Origin of the sequence: Kordiimonas pumila (assembly GCF_015240255.1) — a bacterium.
Classification (GTDB): Bacteria; Pseudomonadota; Alphaproteobacteria; order Sphingomonadales; family Kordiimonadaceae; genus Kordiimonas; species Kordiimonas pumila.
This window is the reverse complement of sequence record NZ_CP061205.1, coordinates 1,304,279-1,320,546: the sequence shown is the minus strand read 5'-3', so window position 1 is coordinate 1,320,546 and position 16,268 is coordinate 1,304,279. Positions and strand designations below refer to the sequence as shown.

Here is a 16,268-nt window from a genome sequence, read left to right as displayed (position 1 = left end):
CGCACCATGCGCACAGGGGTGTTTGCGGCTCAGCCGTGCCACAAACAAAAAAGCTGCGCTCTTCCATATGAAGCAACGCAGCAAAAACGCACCACAGGCAGAAGCCCGCAGGTTCATAATAGTAATATTTCAGAGGTGTTGCAGCTCAGCAATGCATGCCTTTAGCTGATATTCGAGCGGGAGATCTCGCACCACTTTGTCGCGCGGTACACAAGCGTTATGGTGTCGTACAGGCTACCAAATGTAAAATCTACGCCGCCTGCCAGTTTTATGTTGCCCGTATCGTGTTTTATAACAACTGGCCTTGCAGCATTTTCCAAAACCAAGGTAACACTGTCGCCCTCATTCGCGCCGCTTATTGTATCAACATCATCACTGGCGGCATCTGCTTCTGTATCAACAGAATGGAAAGATTTTGTAAGCGCTATAGCCCCTGATACTATTGTAAGCTCGGTGGGGCTGCCATAATTTATCCGCCCTGCCACCTTCAGGTCATTCATGGTTTTGACAGTACCATCACCGTAAACCCGAAGGCTTGAAGCATTCGAACCCATGCCGATATAATCTGTTGATGCACTACCATCGTGCGATACAAAAAGTTGAAAAAGGCTATCCACGCTAGCATCAATTGTGCGATCAAATTGAATCATTGTTGCGGTTGACGACGCAATTTTTAGCTTGGCTGTGCCGGCATCTGGCGCACCACCAATCCCTACATTACCTAAAGCCTGAATAGCGCTATTCTTAAAATCCCACACAGCAGCACTGTTATCCCACTGCAGTTTGGTATCAGTTGCCGACCTGAAAGCAATATCCCCAGCGTTTGTCTCATGACTTTCACCGTACATAATAACATTGCCACCAGTTGCCACCGTTGTACCACCAGAAATAGCTAGAAAACCAGTGGTTACTCCCCTCAAAATAGCAGCCATTTTTGTAAGTGTCAGACCTTGGAAATTCCAACTTGTGGCACTAGCGTCATAAAGAAGCTTTGTGCTGCCAGCCGACATAAACGCAACATCATTAGCATTGGTTGCATGGGCATAACCATACATAATTATTGCCCCACCTTGTGCTGCCGTTATTCCTCCAGAAATAGTGATAGAACCTGTATTGCTATTGCGTTTCACTAGGTCCCCACTAACAAGTAACCCCTCAGCAAATACAGCCTCGCCGTTCTGCCTGATCGAAAATAATTCCGTGAGCGTTATTGCAGAACCAGTCACAATAGCAGAGGAAGACGTCACAATTCTAAACACATTGGCTGTTGTCGTATTTGCGGGGCACAATTCTACAATGGATGCATACCCTTCATCGTTGTTTCCACCGTAATAGCCATTCACACCGCTGTTGTGCCATGCATTATATGCGAGAAAAGCTGCGCCGTGGCTCGCTACACCCTGCCAATTATTTGTGCCCATTTTAATATAATTAATATCATCATTGCCTGTACTACCTAATGTTATCAGCGGTGAGCTAGAGCTGTTGGCGCCACCTACAAAGGTTGCCTTACCTTCAGCGTTTAGCGTAAAAATATCAGCACTGGCAGCTTCACTCCATATTTTTAGTAAGGTGCCAGTGCTGTAAATTTCGAATTGGTCAGCGTCACTGGCATCTAACACAATACCAGCACTAGACCCGGATATAAAAAGATATTTCCCTATGCCCGCATCAGACATAACAGGCCCTGTACCAATTCTTAAATTGTTCACAAAGCTAGCAATACCAGCACTATTATCATAGGAAAGCCAAGGAGTGGAACCCGCCCTAAATTCAATATCCCCTGCCTGTGTTGCATGACTGCCTGGGAACAATCTAATATTACCGCCATTACTTCCCGAAGACCCACTGCCTATGCCCGTTACATTTGTATTATTTGTACTAAGCCAGCTACCTGCCACAAAAGCATCGCCTGCAAAAGTCGCTGATGTATCTGATCCCAAAGTAAGAGCTGGCATGAGCGACCCAGCAGCAGCCGTTAAAAACTGGATAGAACCATCATCTTTATTGGCCGTATCAGTGCCTGCCAGCATGTTTATTTGGGCAACCGCCGTATTGTTCCATGATGCTTTAACAGCCACAAGGGGGACGCCCGCAGAAGACAGGTCGGCTTTGCCTTCAAAAACAGTAGAATTATCCGAATTATCCCCGGCGATTATATGCCTGCCAAGGGATTGTATGGCCCCGGAAAACGCCGACGAACCGTCTGTATTGAGCACCAACTGATCAGTGGCTCCCCCAGCACCAAGCCCCAGCGCACTCGCCGCAGGGCTGCTGATCGTCGTGTCTTTAATCAGCACGCCGTCCACCGTTACCCCTGCACCCGCTGTTACCTCGCGCACAACATCTGCGGCTATCTCGCGGCGCAGCAAAAAATCTGCGGTTGCAGCACAGTAAACACGCGCACTACCTGTGAGGGTGATTGCTACCGCCCCTTCGCGGGTCAACACACCCGCCACCAGCGTTTCAGTCACCTCTGTGCGCTCCAGCGTGCCTGTCGCCACAAGGGTGCCGGTACCAATCTCATAGTTATCGTCGTCTTCAACCACATAGATAACACTATCACCAACAGTGAAAGCGCTAGCAAAGGCCACATGCCCAGCAATAGCACCTGAAAGTGTGATATCGCCTGTGCCTACAGTTGTTGAATATTCCCGAACGCGGTTCGCCAGCATCGCTATAATCCCTGATTGAAGAAACATGAAAAGAAAAGGGCACAGCTTTTGGCCATGCCCTTCTGGTTGGTTAGTATCGCTAAAATTACCGTTATTCTTCAGGCGCGCTAAATTTCAAGAGCTTGATCGCATCATCATTCACAACCGCGCCGCCCACACGCCGTGTGGCATAAAAGTTTACATATGGCTTGTTGGTATAGGGGTCCCTAAGCACACGGGTGCCGGTGCGTTCCACCAGCGTGTAAGCACGGTCAAAATCACCAAAGGCGATAGAAAGGCTATCGGTTGCCACCGCTGGCATATCTTCCACTTCCACCACAGGGTAGCCCAGCAGCATATCAGGCTGACCTTCCATAAGGCCCGCGCGCCAGATAAAGTTACCGTCAGCATCCTTAAATTTCCGCACAGCCGCGAGCGTGCTGCTGTTCATCACAAACTTGGCGTTCGCCCGGTAGCGGGAAGACAGGGCATGCACCAGATCAATCAGAATATCAGCGGGGTTACTGGCTGGAAACCCGCCGTCAACACCAGTTAAAATATGCTGAATTTCACCAAAAGCGCGGGTTGCATCGCCGGTTTCTGCTGTTGTGTAGGTCAGAAAGCCCTTTGGCTTGTCCGTGCCGTTACCACTAACAATCGCCGCGCTTTCCTGTGCGGCAAATTCTTCTGCCACTTCTTCCTGCAGCCATGCTTCACCGTCAAACTGCATATCATCCAGCGCGCGCTGTGTGGCGGCCGCATTTGCATAAATTTCGCCCGGAGTGATCGCCACTTCTTTCAATTGCGGCGTGCCCGTAACACTGCGGCCGTCTGTTTCACCCACCCAACCAGAAGCAGTACCGCCAATGTTCACAAGGCGTTTGTAATTTGATGTTTCAATCGCCTTCACCTTCACGATAGACCGCATAGGGGAAAGCAGGCGAAGCTGTTTTTCAATCTCTGCGTCAATCACGGTTGGAATGGCATAGCCACCATCGCCGCCACTATTGCCGGTGGAAGAAAGCGCTTTCGCCTCCAGCGTGCGCAGGGCCGTGTCATCGCCCTTCATCATAAAGCCTTTCAGGAAAGCGTCTTTATGGTCGCGGGCTTCAGCCCCCATAAAGCCATCTGCCGCCATGCCGGGGCGCGACAGTTTTGTTTCCATATGGTCAAGCCGTTCCTTAAGGCTAAGGATGCCGTGTTCCGCCGCGCCGGTGTAATCATCAATCGCGGCTTTAAGATCAGTCATTTCCATTTTAAAATCCTTTTTCTGGAAAGTTTGCATTATGCTTCTTCCATGCAAAACCGGCCTACGCACCCACCTGATCACCATAAGGTATAATCCCTAGGTGGTCGGGTGGGGCGTGGGCCGGTGCCGCACTTAAAAGCAGGTAAAAGGCCGCGAAACCGTTCTGCCTCGCGCAGAAAGAGGGCCAATAAAAAACGCCGCCAGCATCACGCGGGCAGCGTTTAAAAATCGTTTAAATAAAGTGAGGGGCTTACATACCCTGACACTGAAAAGATGATTTTTCCTTCACTTGAAGCGTATCATAAGAATGTACACTATCAGCGTAAAGTGTTTTATCTTCGTTTAATTTTTGGTTATTTTTGACCAGATCAAATGCTGAGACTCTCAGTTTAAACTCCTCGGCCACCATTTTCTTCAAACCGCAAACCGACGTAATTTTCATACCTTCCACATCAAAGGTTTCTATTTTGTCATTATATTCCACCTTAACCCTGTCACCCGCCAGTGCAGCCGGTGCCATAATGGCGACAAGCGCTGCTGCTAATATTATTTTCTTCATAAATTCCCCCAAGGGTTTGCACGATCAGAAAAGCAACTTTAAGACTTTTTCCTGAACGGCCAATGAACTATAAGTTGATCTTAGGGTAAGGAACCAAAGGGTACCCTGCTTGAGAATACACATAGGGGGCACTTACATGAAAAAATATCTAATCGGCGGTTCAGTGGGGCTTGTCTTTGGCGCTGTGGTTACTTGGCTTATATGGCCTTACCACTTTACAAATCAGATTGTTGAAACAACCTTGAACAACGACAACTCTGACCCCTATAACCTTAATGTTCTAGGTGCCATTACAACCACAAACGCAACGTTTGTAGATGTCGAAAAGAAGTTTGAATTTGTGAGGCACACCAGCTTATTCAGCATCACGGAGGAAGATATTGAACAGCTATGCCTTGCCACCGAACCCGGTTTTCCCGATGAAGAAAACATATATTTAAAGGCCTATATTTATCTGAATGACCTTGCACAAAACCGCATTATTGAAGCCCTTCGCACTGAAGGGACCCAAAAAATTTCGGTGGAATATAACGGTTTTCCCCTAACAACGACTTACTTCAAAGAGAACGCTTCAGAACGCTACAATCGTTACAGATACCTTAGCGGGCAATCAGATATTCCCCCCTTTGACAGGAAAGAAGACCTCCAATTCACAGCTGGTATTCATGAAGACGTTAAGCCTTATCGATTACTAGAAACTGTGCATTTCCTGTCGCCATCATCCGTACCACAAGGTTGCCCTGTTGGTTTTGACAGTAATCTCATAACTGATGACTGGGAAGCTGCCTTAAAAAGCTTTTGGGAAATTGACATCACAAACAAGGTCAAAGAATAAAGATTAGGGCCTATTGAAATGGATGGCATGTAACCCCTCACAGCCATCTTTTTTAAACTGATTAACTTGATCCCAGAAAATCTTTTCCAAATATATAGCCTCACCATGTAAACGATCCACCTGGTTTTTGTAGCGACCTACCTGGGCTTGAAATTCTCGTTTGCGTTTTCCTTCATAGTTAAACACTGTATCTAGTGCCTCAGTCAGCATGTTACCTGCATCATACAATGCCTTTCCTGCCTCAACAGGATTCCTGCGGGTTAGCGCAAGTTTTGCTTCAAACAGCTTCATTACAGTTCCTGCTGTATTTGCAAAAACTGACATAATTGCGTCTTCATCGTACTCTTGAGCGAATTTTTTTGTAGCTTGTTCCAGTTTCTTAACTGCATATCCCAATTTTTGCCATGCATCCCAACGGGATTTGTTTCCAGAGGCAATATCATTTTTTAAATAATTACAATCTGGCTTGTCATTCCATCCCTTACGGCAGGGTTCACAGTCTGTACACCCGTCTTTGCAGAGATGGCTTGCATATGTATCCAAACGCATTTGGCGTGCCTTTAGGGTGCGGACCATCGCTGCAATTTCAGTGCTTTCACTCGCACTTAGCTCGTAGGCTTTAAAGCCTTTTGCTGTAATCGCCTTGGCGCGGGTGCGGGAAAAGCCGTTATCGCGCAGCATACGCTCGAACCCGCGTTCACTGTCAGCCGGGTTAAGGGTTGCTGATTTAACGGCGCTGGTGCGCGCCATATCGTTTGCCGGGAATGTCACGAGGGATACCTCCATCAGGTCTATTTTGGTCTTTGCAACACTTCCCTGATGCACTATAGGTTGAAATATTCATGACGCACTATTCGGGGGTGAGATATGGCCAAAAGTCTACCAATAGTTATCGCAGCCTTTGTCGGCGCTCTTATTGGCTCTGCGCTAACACACATGAGGGCAGACTATGACCAAAAGCTGAAAATTCTAGACCCCGACATTGAAGGAAGCGAACGGTATAGTTTTGCTTTAGTATCCAGCATTTCACTGGATAGTTCGCCATCTGCCCCTAACAAGATCAGCCTTATTCAGCAAAACATTCTGGCAACAATTGAACCTGAAAACATCCAAAGCCTGTGCCTTGAAACCAAACCATATGACGGTGAACTCGCTGGAGAGTATGAATTAGCACTCAAGCTAAAGTTCACGTCAGAATCTAAAGAAGTTTTTTACAAGGCACTGCAAACAGCAGAGAACGAACACTTACAACTGAAGTTTAACTACAGAACTGTCGTCCAGGGCGTTCTGCAAACTGGAAGTGCGGAACGTTACCGCAATTTTACCAATAATTACCCTGACATCTTTGATATGCAGTTTGCTGCTTTGCATGGTAACCATGCAGGCCTTTTAGAATTCGCGCATGCCTTATCACCGAATGAAATACCCGGTGGGTGTGATGAAAACTTTGACCTTGAACATATCAATCAGGAAGGTCAAACCACCGCCAAAAAGATATGGTAAGCGTTAGTCTCCATCTCGAATAATGAACTTAACGGCTTCTTTTTCCTTATAGTCAGGGTTATCGGCACCCTTAAACCCGATATATGTAAACTCACCCCTAGGGCCGAAATGGCCTCCAAGCTGCTGCTTAGCGCTATTTAACTCACTTTCACTGGCATTTTTAAACCACTTTTGCTGATCAGAATAAGAGCCAACTGATGCTCTGTCGTTGAATTTAGCACCGCCATGTTCTCTATGATTAATAGTTAATTTCCGAAGCCCAGGCCCAGACGATGACCATGTGACGTACTCGATTGTACATTCAAAATAATAATCCTGAATCTTGCCTCTTAGTACATCAACAACATAAGATATAGTAGGCTGATCCAAACGTGATCTCATGGTGAATTTTGCGACCTGACCAGGCAAAACCGAAATAGGCATTCGTGTAATATATGGCTTTTCAGAACTAAGCATATCTTTCAAAAATTCATAAGCGAAGTTCTCAACAATACCTGCTGTTACCGCCCCAGCTAACCACACCAACAACGGTAGTGCCTTTTCTTCCAGCTTTATCTGGCTGGCCTTTAGGGTGTGAACCATCTCTGCAATTTCGCCGTGTTCCAGTGTCTCTAGGTCAGTTGCTTTAAAGCCTTTTGCTGTAATCGCCTTGGCGCGGGTGCGGGAAAAGCCGTTATCGCGCAGCATACGCTCGAACCCGCGTTCACTGTCAGCCGGGTTAAGGATTGCTGATTTAACGGCGCTGATGCGCGCCATGTCATTGGCAGGGAATGTCACGAGAGATACCTCCATAAGGTCTGCTTTGGTAATGGTGCGGGTGGCTGATGCCGGGTCGCGGCTTGCTTCTTTGGTTACAAAACCGATTGAAAGGCCGTTCAGCGCACCCATTTTTAACAGGTCATATGCTTCTGCCCCCCGGCCTGTCATGGCAAGCTGGCCTTTGACAAACAGGCCTTTTTCGTCTTCGCGCACGTCGTTAAACCTGCCGATAGGGGCCTTTTGGTCGTGCTGCCACAAAAGCGCGGGCATGCCGCCCTTCAGGCTTTCCCTAAAGGCACCGGGGGCAATAATATCGCCGTCGCGGTCGCGGTTATGAAACACAGCGCCGTAGCCTTCAAAAGTGCCGGGCATATCGCCCGCTTTTACATGCAGCGGCAGCGCCACCTGCTTGGTTGCAGTGCGTATTGTCATGGTATGTCCTGTTTTTAAAAGGGGCATAAACAAGGAAAACCCGCGCTGATCCACATGGGTTCTTCGCGGGCTTTCCCCTCGGGAGGAAATTATAATCTTAAACGGCGGCTAGGCCCTAGTGCGGCAAACCGCGTGGTATATGGGGTGCAGCCTGATCGCCAGATACATATACACCTTTATCAAGTGCTTCGCGGGCAGTGCCGCCTTCACGCTTGTGGCTTTGCGAGCGGCCACTTATCCGGTGCATCACACTGGTGCGGCTATAGGTTTTAGCCTTCACTGTATCGTCTTTATCACCTTTACCGGTTTTTTTGCCCGGTGTTTCCACAACATTTTCGCGTGTACCGCTATCACGGTTTATCGACCACAGGTTCACATGGCGCTTTTCAACAGGGGTTATGGTGAACCGTTCCATCGTGCTGGTGGAAAGTACCAGATAAACCGGCAATAAAATAAGGGCGGCGGTCCAGAACCAGGCGGCAATCATGGTTGCAATAAACAGGGTTGCCAAAATAATGCTGCCCGATTTTCGCACATCAAGCCGCATCCACGTGCCGCAGCCCGTGCATATAACCGTTGCTGGCAAATTTGCCATATGGGTATGTCTGGTATCTATATCCTTGTTACAACAAGGACACGCAGGCTTGCTCATGGCATTGCCCCCCTTCGTTGTAGTTATGGTTTCACCGTAAAAGGCAAATATTAAATACCTGTAAGCAAGCCGGTAAAATTTGTCGAAAATGTGCGGCTCTGCATACATTCCCGTCTGCCTGTGGCTTATTTGTCACCTGTTTTGGCCTTAAAGCCCAAAATTGTGCGTTTTTCAGCGTCACTTAGGAAGGCTGCCCCTGCTATACGGTCAAATTTGCGGGCGCGTTTCTCGGCCAGCGCCGGTACATCGTCCAGATCAGGCACCAGCCGGACCGAGTCGCCAAACTTAGGCCCAAGCCAGTTGGTTAATTCTGCCGCAATATCATGCGCGATCGGAATGATGGTATCTTCATACAGGCTTTGGCGTGCCTCGGCATAATTGCTGTATGTCTGCGCATCTGGTATGCCCAGCATCTGCGGCGGTACACCAAAGGCCAGTGCAATTTCACGCGCGCTTACATTTTTGGCGGCGGTCCAGTCCATATCCTTGGGGCTAAGGCCCATATCCTGCCACTTTAGGCCGCCTTCCAGCAAGAGTGGCCGCCCGGCGTTCAAGGCACCGGTATACTTGCTTTCTACTTGGTCCTTCAGCGCTTTAAACTGGCTTTCGGTTAAAATATGGTCGCTGTCTTCTTGGTACAACACACCAGAGGGCGTACCACCGTTCTGGATAAGCGCCAAGTTCCAACGGCTGCCCTCGTTATGGGCATCAATAGACGTGGCCGCCGCCTCAAGCGGTGCCAGCCCGTACCAGTCAGACAGGGGGTTAAAGGTTTTCCAGTGCAGCACAGCACCTGCATCAAAACGCTGTTTTTTGCCAGCCACCTGTTGCTCGAAACCCGCAGGCAAGCCGTCACTGCCTTCAATCACGCTAACGGTATCAGGCCGCAGTAGCCACAGTTCCTTTGGTGCGCCCTTTTCGGGGCCCGCCGCAAAGGCATAGGCATTGCCTGCAATCAGGTAATAGCCGACAAAATTATAGAGAAAATTTTCGCCCCTAAGGCGCGGGTTTGGCCGCGATAGCAGGTTTATAATCGGATGGTCGCTTAGCCGCCTTTCGCCCTGCATAACCGCAAACGGAATGCTGGCCAGCGCCTTGGCAACCAGATTAATCGCCCTGAAGGCCACCACATTTTGCTGGTAGCCTTCGCGGGCCAGCCTATCGTACCGGCGCGGGGTGGCTACAGCACTGCCGGGGCTAACACGGGTAAAAATCGGTGCTTTTGCCGCCTTTTCCACCCGTTCTGGTGCGGCTGGTTTTAGGCCAAATAACGTACCTAGAAATGCCATCTATAGTGTCCTTATGGTTGGGTTCTTTGGGCGCGATAACATCAGGCTGGTAACCGCCCAGACAAGGGCATCTACCCGGTCGGGGCTGCTTGTCCCGCTGCCTGTAAACGTGCACATTTGGTCTTCCAGCTCAGGGAACTGGCCTGCATGAAAAATGCGGCCCTGTTCATAAAGCGCGGCAACGGGTTCTGCGCGGGTGTGTTTGCTGCGGGTGGCATGCACACCTGCCACCGGCACGCTGGCATCCACCTGCCTGATAACATTTTCTGCCATCAGGCCGCCTTGGTTGGTTTCAATCACAATACGGTCTGCCTGCAAACTGTGGTACAGGCCCACAGCCTTTGCGGCCCAGCGCATGGGGCTTAGGCCCTGTTCGCTGCTGTCTGCTATAATATAGCCCCGGTCTTCGGCGTCTATCCCGGCGGCTATAATGCCGCATTCATCAGCCTTTTCCCCCGCTGTTGTCGGGGGGTCGATCGCCACCACAATACGCACAAGTGTTGGCGGCCTGCTTACCCGCAGTTGCTCCAGCCGTGTGCGCTGCCACAGGGCACCGGGCACATCCTCTAAAATCTCGGCCATCAGTTCCTGCCGGCCAAGGCGGGTGCCCTTATATTTTGCCACCAGTTCACCTGCAAAGGTGGGGGCAAGGTTTGCAAGATTTTCAAACGTGCTGCCCCTTGTGACAGCAACCGTGCCGCCTTCCACCGCTGCCAGCAGCTTTTTAAGCAGCGCAATAGGCTTCGGTGTTGTTGTTGTCATGGTGCGGGGCTGTGCCCCAAGTCGCAAACCAAATACCAGATTATCCCATGTGTCTTCTGTGTGCCGCCACGCGCATAATTCGTCGCACCACGCTGCATGGTGCTGGTGGCCCCTTAAGCGCTCTGGGTCTTCTGCACTAAACAGGCTGGCCATACTGCCGTTTGGCCATGTTAAAAGCCGTTTCGAGGCCTCAAACTTTGGCCGGTTCCACGGCGGTGATACAGCAAGAAGGCCGCTTTCGCCCTCTACCATTACGGCGCGCGCATCGTTCAGTGTTGGCCCTACAAGGGCAATACGCTGGCCTGGCCCTAAAGCCGCCTGCTCACGCACCCATTCTGCGCCCGCACGGGTTTTACCGTAACCCCGGCCCGCCAGCACCAACCAGTGCGACCAACTACCAAGGGGCGCACGCTGGTTTGCCCGCGCCCAAAAAGCCCAATCATATAATAACAGGCTTGCTTCAGCCTCTGTCAGGTTGTTTAGAAAATCAGCCTGCTCGCTGGGGGGTAGTTGCTTCAGTGAACTTGCGGAGAAGTGCATCACGCGCCCCTTCTATGCAGCCTTCAAAATCTGGCGCGCCGCTGCCATCCTGATTTTTGCCGGTTTGTTTGCTGTCGTATTTTTCAGGGAAATGCGCCTTCAGGAGAAACATCAGCATACTGTCTGAATAATCGGTTGTGTGACCAACAATCTCGCCGCCCCTATATACCGGCTTACGCACACCGTGCACAGCGCGGCGCACGGCTTCTGCCTCCAGATCATTAGGCGGCCTATATTTAGGGTCCAGTGCATACCATTTATCAGCAAAAGCTGGGTTGGTTCTGCGCCAATTATAAACCGTGCGCCGGCCAACCCCTGCAATCTTTGCTGCCTGCTGCACAGTGTTACCCGCGGCCAAGGCATCCAGAAAGGCGGCCTCTGCCGCCTGCCGAATGCACACGTCATCTGTTTCAGGCTCCACCGGGATCAGCCTTTCAAAAAGAAGGAATAATAAAAACGAGAATATACGAAAAAGATGTTCTGAACGTAGCGCTGCACAGGCTTTGCTTTAGTGCCCTGTGCCCTTGGTACAATTCTTCACCTTGACTATGCATATGGTGCATTATTATGGAGAAAGGTGCAAGTTATTTTTACGTTTTTCGTAAATTATTTTTAAAACAGCAATAAAAAGCCAGATATCCGCCGCTTTCAGCACGGCTATATATAATCAGGCCAGAACACAAATTTATCATAAAAAGTGGCTATGTAGCATGGAAATGATTATGCGGGTAATTCTTGGCCAAATAGGCACAGAAACAGGGCACAAAAGAAAAGCCCGCCCCAAGTTTCAGGTCTCGGGAGCGGGCACATTCGGTCACTATGGCTAAATGCATCGTAGCAATACTAACTAAGGGACTGCAAGCTTTTTTTTATTAAATTTACTGCCTGAGCTTTAATTCAGGCGAGTCAAGGGCTTGCAGCATTCACCCGTTTAACAGTATCCTAGGTTTTTCAAATAAATCGATGGAACCTCTGGTATCATTGCAGGTATTCCCGTCCCCAAATCTACATAATCCAGCCCCAGTATTCTCTCTTTTGGTGCGCTCCCGTCCATAAATCGACGGCCCCTATCATAATTGCGCTGTAGCAGCATAACGCCCAAAATATAGCGCGGCGTGCCTTCATTATCTGCCAAAGGTACACACAGCGCATCAACATCATAGGTGCGTGCGTTTTCCATATTCAGGGTGCGCTGTAATCTGCAAGCGCAAAGCTGCTGCGTGCTGGTTTCAAAAAGGTTGCCGTAATAGCCCCATTCCTCAGACCTTTCAGTATCAAAGACACCGCCTGCCCGTAACCCCTTGCCAAAAACGCCCTCAATGTCTGATCCAATAAGGCGGATGCAAAGGCTTGTTCGCCCCACCTTTTCGACCAGAAACAGGTTCGTTACCAAATGCCGTAATGCTGTAGGGCGAAAGGCCGACTTCAAAGGGGCTTGACCTTTACTGCGCGGCAAATTCTGCCAGCAGGCTATAAGGTCTTTAAACGCTTTTGGCTCAGTTTTCATAGCGTGCTCCTTGCTGTTTGAACTATCAACTCGGACTTAACACTAGATACAACAACCCTACAAAAGGTTGCAAAATAAAGGCTACCACAATCCTGACCATTTCAATAGGATTTGAAGTCTGCAACAGAAACCTCAAGCGCGCAAAAAATATAAAAATTTACTAAAAATTAATAATAAACAACTGGTTAACTTTAATTAAGCCACAAAAAAAACATATATATATATTTTCGCTCCGGCAAAAATTTCCCAGTAAAACACTGTTCAAAACAAAACTTTAAGCTGTTTTAATGAAAGACTCGGACCAAAATGGTATGAATTAGCCAAACGGCTAATGGGTGTTTCTAATCACCTTATGACCGTGCCCCTGCCCGCCGGGTAAAAAGCTTGGAATACGTTCCATATCCGGTACACCGTACCCTAGATCAATATACTCATAATAGCTGATGCCCATACGGGTATAGGCTATATTGGGGGGGAAAGGCTTCAGGCTGTCCGTTTCAGCATAAGCAACACCGATCATAAACTTTATAGTGCCATCTTTATCAGCAAGCGGCAGGCAGTTTCTACATAACTTAAAGCTGTCTCCTGTATTCAGGTGTACTGTACGTTCATAGTAAACACCGCACGGCCTGCTACAAATAGCCTGATAAATATTTTCGCAAAATTCCAGCATGTGGGGTTCCAGATAGTCAAACATATTATCTTTTATGACACCTGCTGGCAGATCTTTGTCTACAGCTGTCCCTGAAAGGCGGGCTTCAATATTATAAGGGCCTTTTCGCTCTAACAGGCTTATATAAGGTAAAAGAGCGGGAATTCGCATGGGATTGAAACTGGACCGTATCGGCACAAGGGGTTTTAGGCCATCTGTAGATTCAGCCTTCTGAAGGTTGGCATCTTGAAGCTGCCACCAATGACGTTCGAAATCTGCAAACATCTGTTTGCTTATTGTCATCACCGTATCCCACACAAGCCCGGCTGGCCGACCGGCTCAAACGTTTAACTGACATATCCGCACCCTCACAGGAAAGCCTAGGGAAGAAACATTAACAAATGGTGTATTTTCTACCATATGGCCCAGTGAAACCACCTTTTAAACCATAGCCAAAATACCACTTTTTGTGGTATTGTTTCAATCAGGAGAGGGGAACCATCATGAAATTCATATTGATGTATATCACTGTTTTCGCCTGTTCCAGTTTTGCACTGGCTAATGACCCGGCTGCCCTTCAGGCTAAAATAGACACTAACCAAAAGGCCTATGTTGAGGCAGAAAGCCTCCGCAATAAAGCAGTTGCCTTTTTGCTGGCAGGCAAAATTTATAAAGATGCAACATCCCTCTATAAAAACACACCACACCAGTATGCACCCTTTGTTTTTTTATACGCAAAGGCCGCCGCCACCTACCGCGAGCCGGTGGCCCTAAGCCTGTTCACAGATGCTATAGACCTGTACCAAACTGCTTTTGGCGCCGGTGCCGCAGAAAATCTTGACCCACTTTTATATGCAGCAGCCGAAGCCACCTCGCGGAATGAAACTGATCAAGCATATGAATGGTATAAGGCCGTACGCGTGCTTTTACAACGCCACTTTCCGAACGGCAGCTTTTATGAGGCGCGCTATAAAATGGGCATGGCAGTGCTCTACAGACAAGCGCATGATCCGCGCGCTATCATAGAAGCACATGAAAGTATTAAGCTGCTGGAAAAGTTTAAAGATCCGGCTAACACATACCAGATAGCAACCCTGTATTATGAGCTAGCAGAAACCGAGTGGGACAGGCACGAAACCATGTTGGCAAAAGACGCTTATGAAAAGTCCGCAGCGCTTTTCACTGACTATGACACGAAAGAACGACGGCTACTCACCATCTATTCACGGCTGATAGATATTAACTATACGCTGCAAAACACGGCAGCCGTTTGTGAAAATATCATCAAATTCATCACTTTCAGGCCGTGGGCAAACCGCTATCCAGCCTATGACCCCAGTACAAGATATACAACATGGATGCGCGGACGCTATCTGGCCGAGGTTTCATTTACCATGACCATTGGCCCTGACTGTAAAGCCCATGATATTGATATCAGCACACTTAAAGGTAACGACATAAACCAACAACAAGTGGAAAGCTGGCTGAAGGAGATGTTCTTTTTCCCCGGCGACCTAAAAAACACTGCAATAACCGCTCCTGTTCCCTATGACGCAACATGGCGTATCTTTGATATTAGCATGCTGCAAAATAACAGATAACCAGCAGGAATCAAAAGCAAAGGGGCAATGAAGGCAAGGGGCCTGTCTATGCCACAGACCCCGTACTCGCACTGTCCGTTGCTGGTACGCCGTACCCAAGGTCTACATAAAAAAGCGTTTTAACCGTCAGGTGCACCACTTCTGTTGTCATCGATGGCCGGGTGATAAATTTTTCATCTGGCATGCTCGCGCTGATCACATATTTTATACGGCCATCAAGGTCTGCAAACGGCAAGCTAAAGCGGTTCATAATAAAGCTTTGCCGGTTAGACAGCACTGTATGATTTTCAAAACGCAGGCCACACGGGGTTTCAAACAGGGTTTTATGCGGCTTTACAAACCCGTGCCACACATCAACAGGTGATATAGCAAGGCTAAGCCTTTTTGGCAGTACAGGGACAACATTTTCAAGCCCGCTGCCCACCAACCTTGAATGCATTACATTGTTTTCATCTAGTTCCAGAAGCGTGATATGCGGCAACACTTCAGGAATTTTAAAGGGCTCAAAACTTTTCCTCAGGGGCACCAAAGCAGGTTTTACACCCAAACGTTCAGCATCTTTTTCGCGGCGTTCCTGTAGTTGCCACCAATAAGCCTCGAGTACCGTAAAAATCGGGTTTAACCCCTGCATAAACTTTCTCCCTCGGCTACAGTACAAAGCACCTGAAACCTTACGGTAAATCGTACCATCTTATTTCTTAAGATTCGGTGTATTCACTGTAAGGCAACAAGGGCCGCAAGCCACATAAGCGACGCCTCGTACCGGCGTTTCAGGGTCCAGCGCGACAGGGTAAGCCCCAGCGACCGCCTGACCTTAACCCACGAAATGCGGTTCCCGGTTTCGCCTTCCTGGTGCCATGCTGCCCAGAAAACAATCTGCCTGTCGGTTATGTCTGGCAGCAGCAGCAGCAGGTCAAGCGTTGGCTGCATCTGGTCTATCTCTGCGGCGGAAATGCGCACCCTGCGGCGCGCCTCAAACGCGCTCATGGCTGCACGCGGGTACGTACCAGGCTCCGCCAGCGTTTCCGGCCACAGGGCACCGCGCATACGCAGAAAACCCTTTTCCCTGTCAGGCAGGCGGCGCAGCACCCATGCTGCATTCACCATGCGTGTTTCAATAAGGGCAGCAAGCGCCGCCTCTGGCTCTGCCTTTACAGGCTTGGGGCCTTGGGCCACTGTGCTGGCTGGCTTTCCCGCCGCTTCCTGAAGGCTGCGGGCGGTTTTACGAAGGTCGCGTTCCTGCATCATGGGTATATCCTTTTTATTAATTGAGC

General features: G+C 49.0%; 16 protein-coding genes. 3 read left to right on the top strand and 13 right to left on the bottom strand.

All coding sequences use genetic code 11. The features are described from left to right. Nucleotides 1–161: 161 nt before the first annotated feature. The 3 genes from ICL80_RS05635 to ICL80_RS05625 form a co-directional block, all read right to left on the bottom strand. Nucleotides 162–2,675, bottom strand: coding sequence for a hypothetical protein (locus ICL80_RS05635; RefSeq protein WP_194215119.1), 2,514 nt, complete (start codon nucleotides 2,673–2,675; stop codon nucleotides 162–164). Nucleotides 2,676–2,766: 91 nt separating this feature from the next. Then, the gene (locus ICL80_RS05630) at nucleotides 2,767–3,909 is read right to left on the bottom strand and encodes a phage major capsid protein (RefSeq protein ID WP_265588824.1); all 1,143 of its coding nucleotides are present in this window, start codon (nucleotides 3,907–3,909) and stop codon (nucleotides 2,767–2,769) included. Nucleotides 3,910–4,153: 244 nt separating this feature from the next. Beyond that, on the bottom strand, nucleotides 4,154–4,462 hold the full coding sequence (locus ICL80_RS05625; protein ID WP_194215118.1) for a ubiquitin-like domain-containing protein: 309 nt from the start codon (nucleotides 4,460–4,462) through the stop codon (nucleotides 4,154–4,156). A gap of 136 nt (nucleotides 4,463–4,598) precedes the next feature. On the opposite strand from ICL80_RS05625, the gene ICL80_RS05620 reads away from it, so the two are divergent. Continuing rightward, on the top strand, nucleotides 4,599–5,297 hold the full coding sequence (locus ICL80_RS05620) for a hypothetical protein (protein ID WP_194215117.1): 699 nt from the start codon (nucleotides 4,599–4,601) through the stop codon (nucleotides 5,295–5,297). A 3-nt stretch (nucleotides 5,298–5,300) separates the two neighbouring features. On the opposite strand, the gene ICL80_RS05615 is transcribed toward ICL80_RS05620, so the two are convergent. Continuing rightward, the gene (locus ICL80_RS05615; protein ID WP_194215116.1) at nucleotides 5,301–6,068 is read right to left on the bottom strand and encodes a hypothetical protein; all 768 of its coding nucleotides are present in this window, start codon (nucleotides 6,066–6,068) and stop codon (nucleotides 5,301–5,303) included. A 96-nt stretch (nucleotides 6,069–6,164) separates the two neighbouring features. On the opposite strand from ICL80_RS05615, the gene ICL80_RS05610 reads away from it, so the two are divergent. After that, complete coding sequence (locus tag ICL80_RS05610) at nucleotides 6,165–6,800, top strand: hypothetical protein (protein ID WP_194215115.1); 636 nt, start codon at nucleotides 6,165–6,167, stop codon at nucleotides 6,798–6,800. Nucleotides 6,801–6,803: 3 nt separating this feature from the next. Here the strand turns inward: ICL80_RS05610 and ICL80_RS05605 are convergent, their stop codons facing one another. The 7 genes from ICL80_RS05605 to ICL80_RS05575 form a co-directional block, all read right to left on the bottom strand. Then, the gene (locus tag ICL80_RS05605; RefSeq protein WP_194215114.1) at nucleotides 6,804–7,991 is read right to left on the bottom strand and encodes an HK97 family phage prohead protease; all 1,188 of its coding nucleotides are present in this window, start codon (nucleotides 7,989–7,991) and stop codon (nucleotides 6,804–6,806) included. A 115-nt stretch (nucleotides 7,992–8,106) separates the two neighbouring features. Beyond that, nucleotides 8,107–8,643: a hypothetical protein gene (locus ICL80_RS05600; RefSeq protein ID WP_194215113.1), complete on the bottom strand. Its 537-nt coding sequence runs from the start codon at nucleotides 8,641–8,643 to the stop codon at nucleotides 8,107–8,109. Nucleotides 8,644–8,768: 125 nt separating this feature from the next. Next, nucleotides 8,769–9,932, bottom strand: coding sequence for a phage portal protein (locus ICL80_RS05595; protein ID WP_194215112.1), 1,164 nt, complete (start codon nucleotides 9,930–9,932; stop codon nucleotides 8,769–8,771). Further along, complete coding sequence (locus ICL80_RS05590) at nucleotides 9,933–11,234, bottom strand: DNA-packaging protein (RefSeq protein ID WP_194215111.1); 1,302 nt, start codon at nucleotides 11,232–11,234, stop codon at nucleotides 9,933–9,935. It abuts the gene before it with no gap. Beyond that, a complete protein-coding gene (locus ICL80_RS05585; protein WP_194215110.1) occupies nucleotides 11,182–11,655 on the bottom strand; it encodes a helix-turn-helix domain-containing protein in 474 nt (157 codons plus the stop codon). Before ICL80_RS05585 ends, ICL80_RS05590 begins: the two co-directional genes overlap by 53 nt. A 510-nt stretch (nucleotides 11,656–12,165) precedes the next feature. Then, nucleotides 12,166–12,741, bottom strand: coding sequence for a PAS domain-containing protein (locus ICL80_RS05580; RefSeq protein ID WP_194215109.1), 576 nt, complete (start codon nucleotides 12,739–12,741; stop codon nucleotides 12,166–12,168). 328 nt (nucleotides 12,742–13,069) lie between these two features. After that, nucleotides 13,070–13,696, bottom strand: coding sequence for a PAS domain-containing protein (locus ICL80_RS05575; protein WP_194215108.1), 627 nt, complete (start codon nucleotides 13,694–13,696; stop codon nucleotides 13,070–13,072). A 200-nt stretch (nucleotides 13,697–13,896) separates the two neighbouring features. Between ICL80_RS05575 and ICL80_RS05570 the strand changes: the two genes are divergently transcribed. Beyond that, the gene (locus ICL80_RS05570) at nucleotides 13,897–14,994 is read left to right on the top strand and encodes a hypothetical protein (RefSeq protein WP_194215107.1); all 1,098 of its coding nucleotides are present in this window, start codon (nucleotides 13,897–13,899) and stop codon (nucleotides 14,992–14,994) included. 46 nt (nucleotides 14,995–15,040) lie between these two features. Here ICL80_RS05570 and ICL80_RS05565 read toward each other — a convergent pair whose 3' ends face one another. Both ICL80_RS05565 and ICL80_RS05560 read right to left on the bottom strand, forming a co-directional pair. Then, the gene (locus ICL80_RS05565) at nucleotides 15,041–15,625 is read right to left on the bottom strand and encodes a PAS domain-containing protein (RefSeq protein ID WP_194215106.1); all 585 of its coding nucleotides are present in this window, start codon (nucleotides 15,623–15,625) and stop codon (nucleotides 15,041–15,043) included. 83 nt (nucleotides 15,626–15,708) lie between these two features. Beyond that, nucleotides 15,709–16,242, bottom strand: coding sequence for a hypothetical protein (locus ICL80_RS05560; RefSeq protein ID WP_194215105.1), 534 nt, complete (start codon nucleotides 16,240–16,242; stop codon nucleotides 15,709–15,711). Nucleotides 16,243–16,268: the final 26 nt, after the last annotated feature.

Bases quoted from the DNA above. Each gene is read 5' to 3' on its own strand.
- ICL80_RS05625 (WP_194215118.1), bottom strand. From the start codon at position 4,462: ATGAAGAAAATAATATTAGCAGCAGCGCTTGTCGCCATTATGGCACCG.
- ICL80_RS05575 (WP_194215108.1), bottom strand. From the start codon at position 13,696: ATGACAATAAGCAAACAGATGTTTGCAGATTTCGAACGTCATTGGTGG.
- ICL80_RS05595 (WP_194215112.1), bottom strand. From the start codon at position 9,932: ATGGCATTTCTAGGTACGTTATTTGGCCTAAAACCAGCCGCACCAGAA.
- ICL80_RS05560 (WP_194215105.1), bottom strand. From the start codon at position 16,242: ATGATGCAGGAACGCGACCTTCGTAAAACCGCCCGCAGCCTTCAGGAA.
- ICL80_RS05635 (WP_194215119.1), bottom strand. From the start codon at position 2,675: ATGCTGGCGAACCGCGTTCGGGAATATTCAACAACTGTAGGCACAGGC.
- ICL80_RS05620 (WP_194215117.1), top strand. From the start codon at position 4,599: ATGAAAAAATATCTAATCGGCGGTTCAGTGGGGCTTGTCTTTGGCGCT.
- ICL80_RS05600 (WP_194215113.1), bottom strand. From the start codon at position 8,643: ATGAGCAAGCCTGCGTGTCCTTGTTGTAACAAGGATATAGATACCAGA.
- ICL80_RS05605 (WP_194215114.1), bottom strand. From the start codon at position 7,991: ATGACAATACGCACTGCAACCAAGCAGGTGGCGCTGCCGCTGCATGTA.
- ICL80_RS05570 (WP_194215107.1), top strand. From the start codon at position 13,897: ATGAAATTCATATTGATGTATATCACTGTTTTCGCCTGTTCCAGTTTT.
- ICL80_RS05630 (WP_265588824.1), bottom strand. From the start codon at position 3,909: ATGGAAATGACTGATCTTAAAGCCGCGATTGATGATTACACCGGCGCG.
- ICL80_RS05565 (WP_194215106.1), bottom strand. From the start codon at position 15,625: ATGCAGGGGTTAAACCCGATTTTTACGGTACTCGAGGCTTATTGGTGG.
- ICL80_RS05610 (WP_194215115.1), top strand. From the start codon at position 6,165: ATGGCCAAAAGTCTACCAATAGTTATCGCAGCCTTTGTCGGCGCTCTT.
- ICL80_RS05590 (WP_194215111.1), bottom strand. From the start codon at position 11,234: ATGCACTTCTCCGCAAGTTCACTGAAGCAACTACCCCCCAGCGAGCAG.
- ICL80_RS05580 (WP_194215109.1), bottom strand. From the start codon at position 12,741: ATGAAAACTGAGCCAAAAGCGTTTAAAGACCTTATAGCCTGCTGGCAG.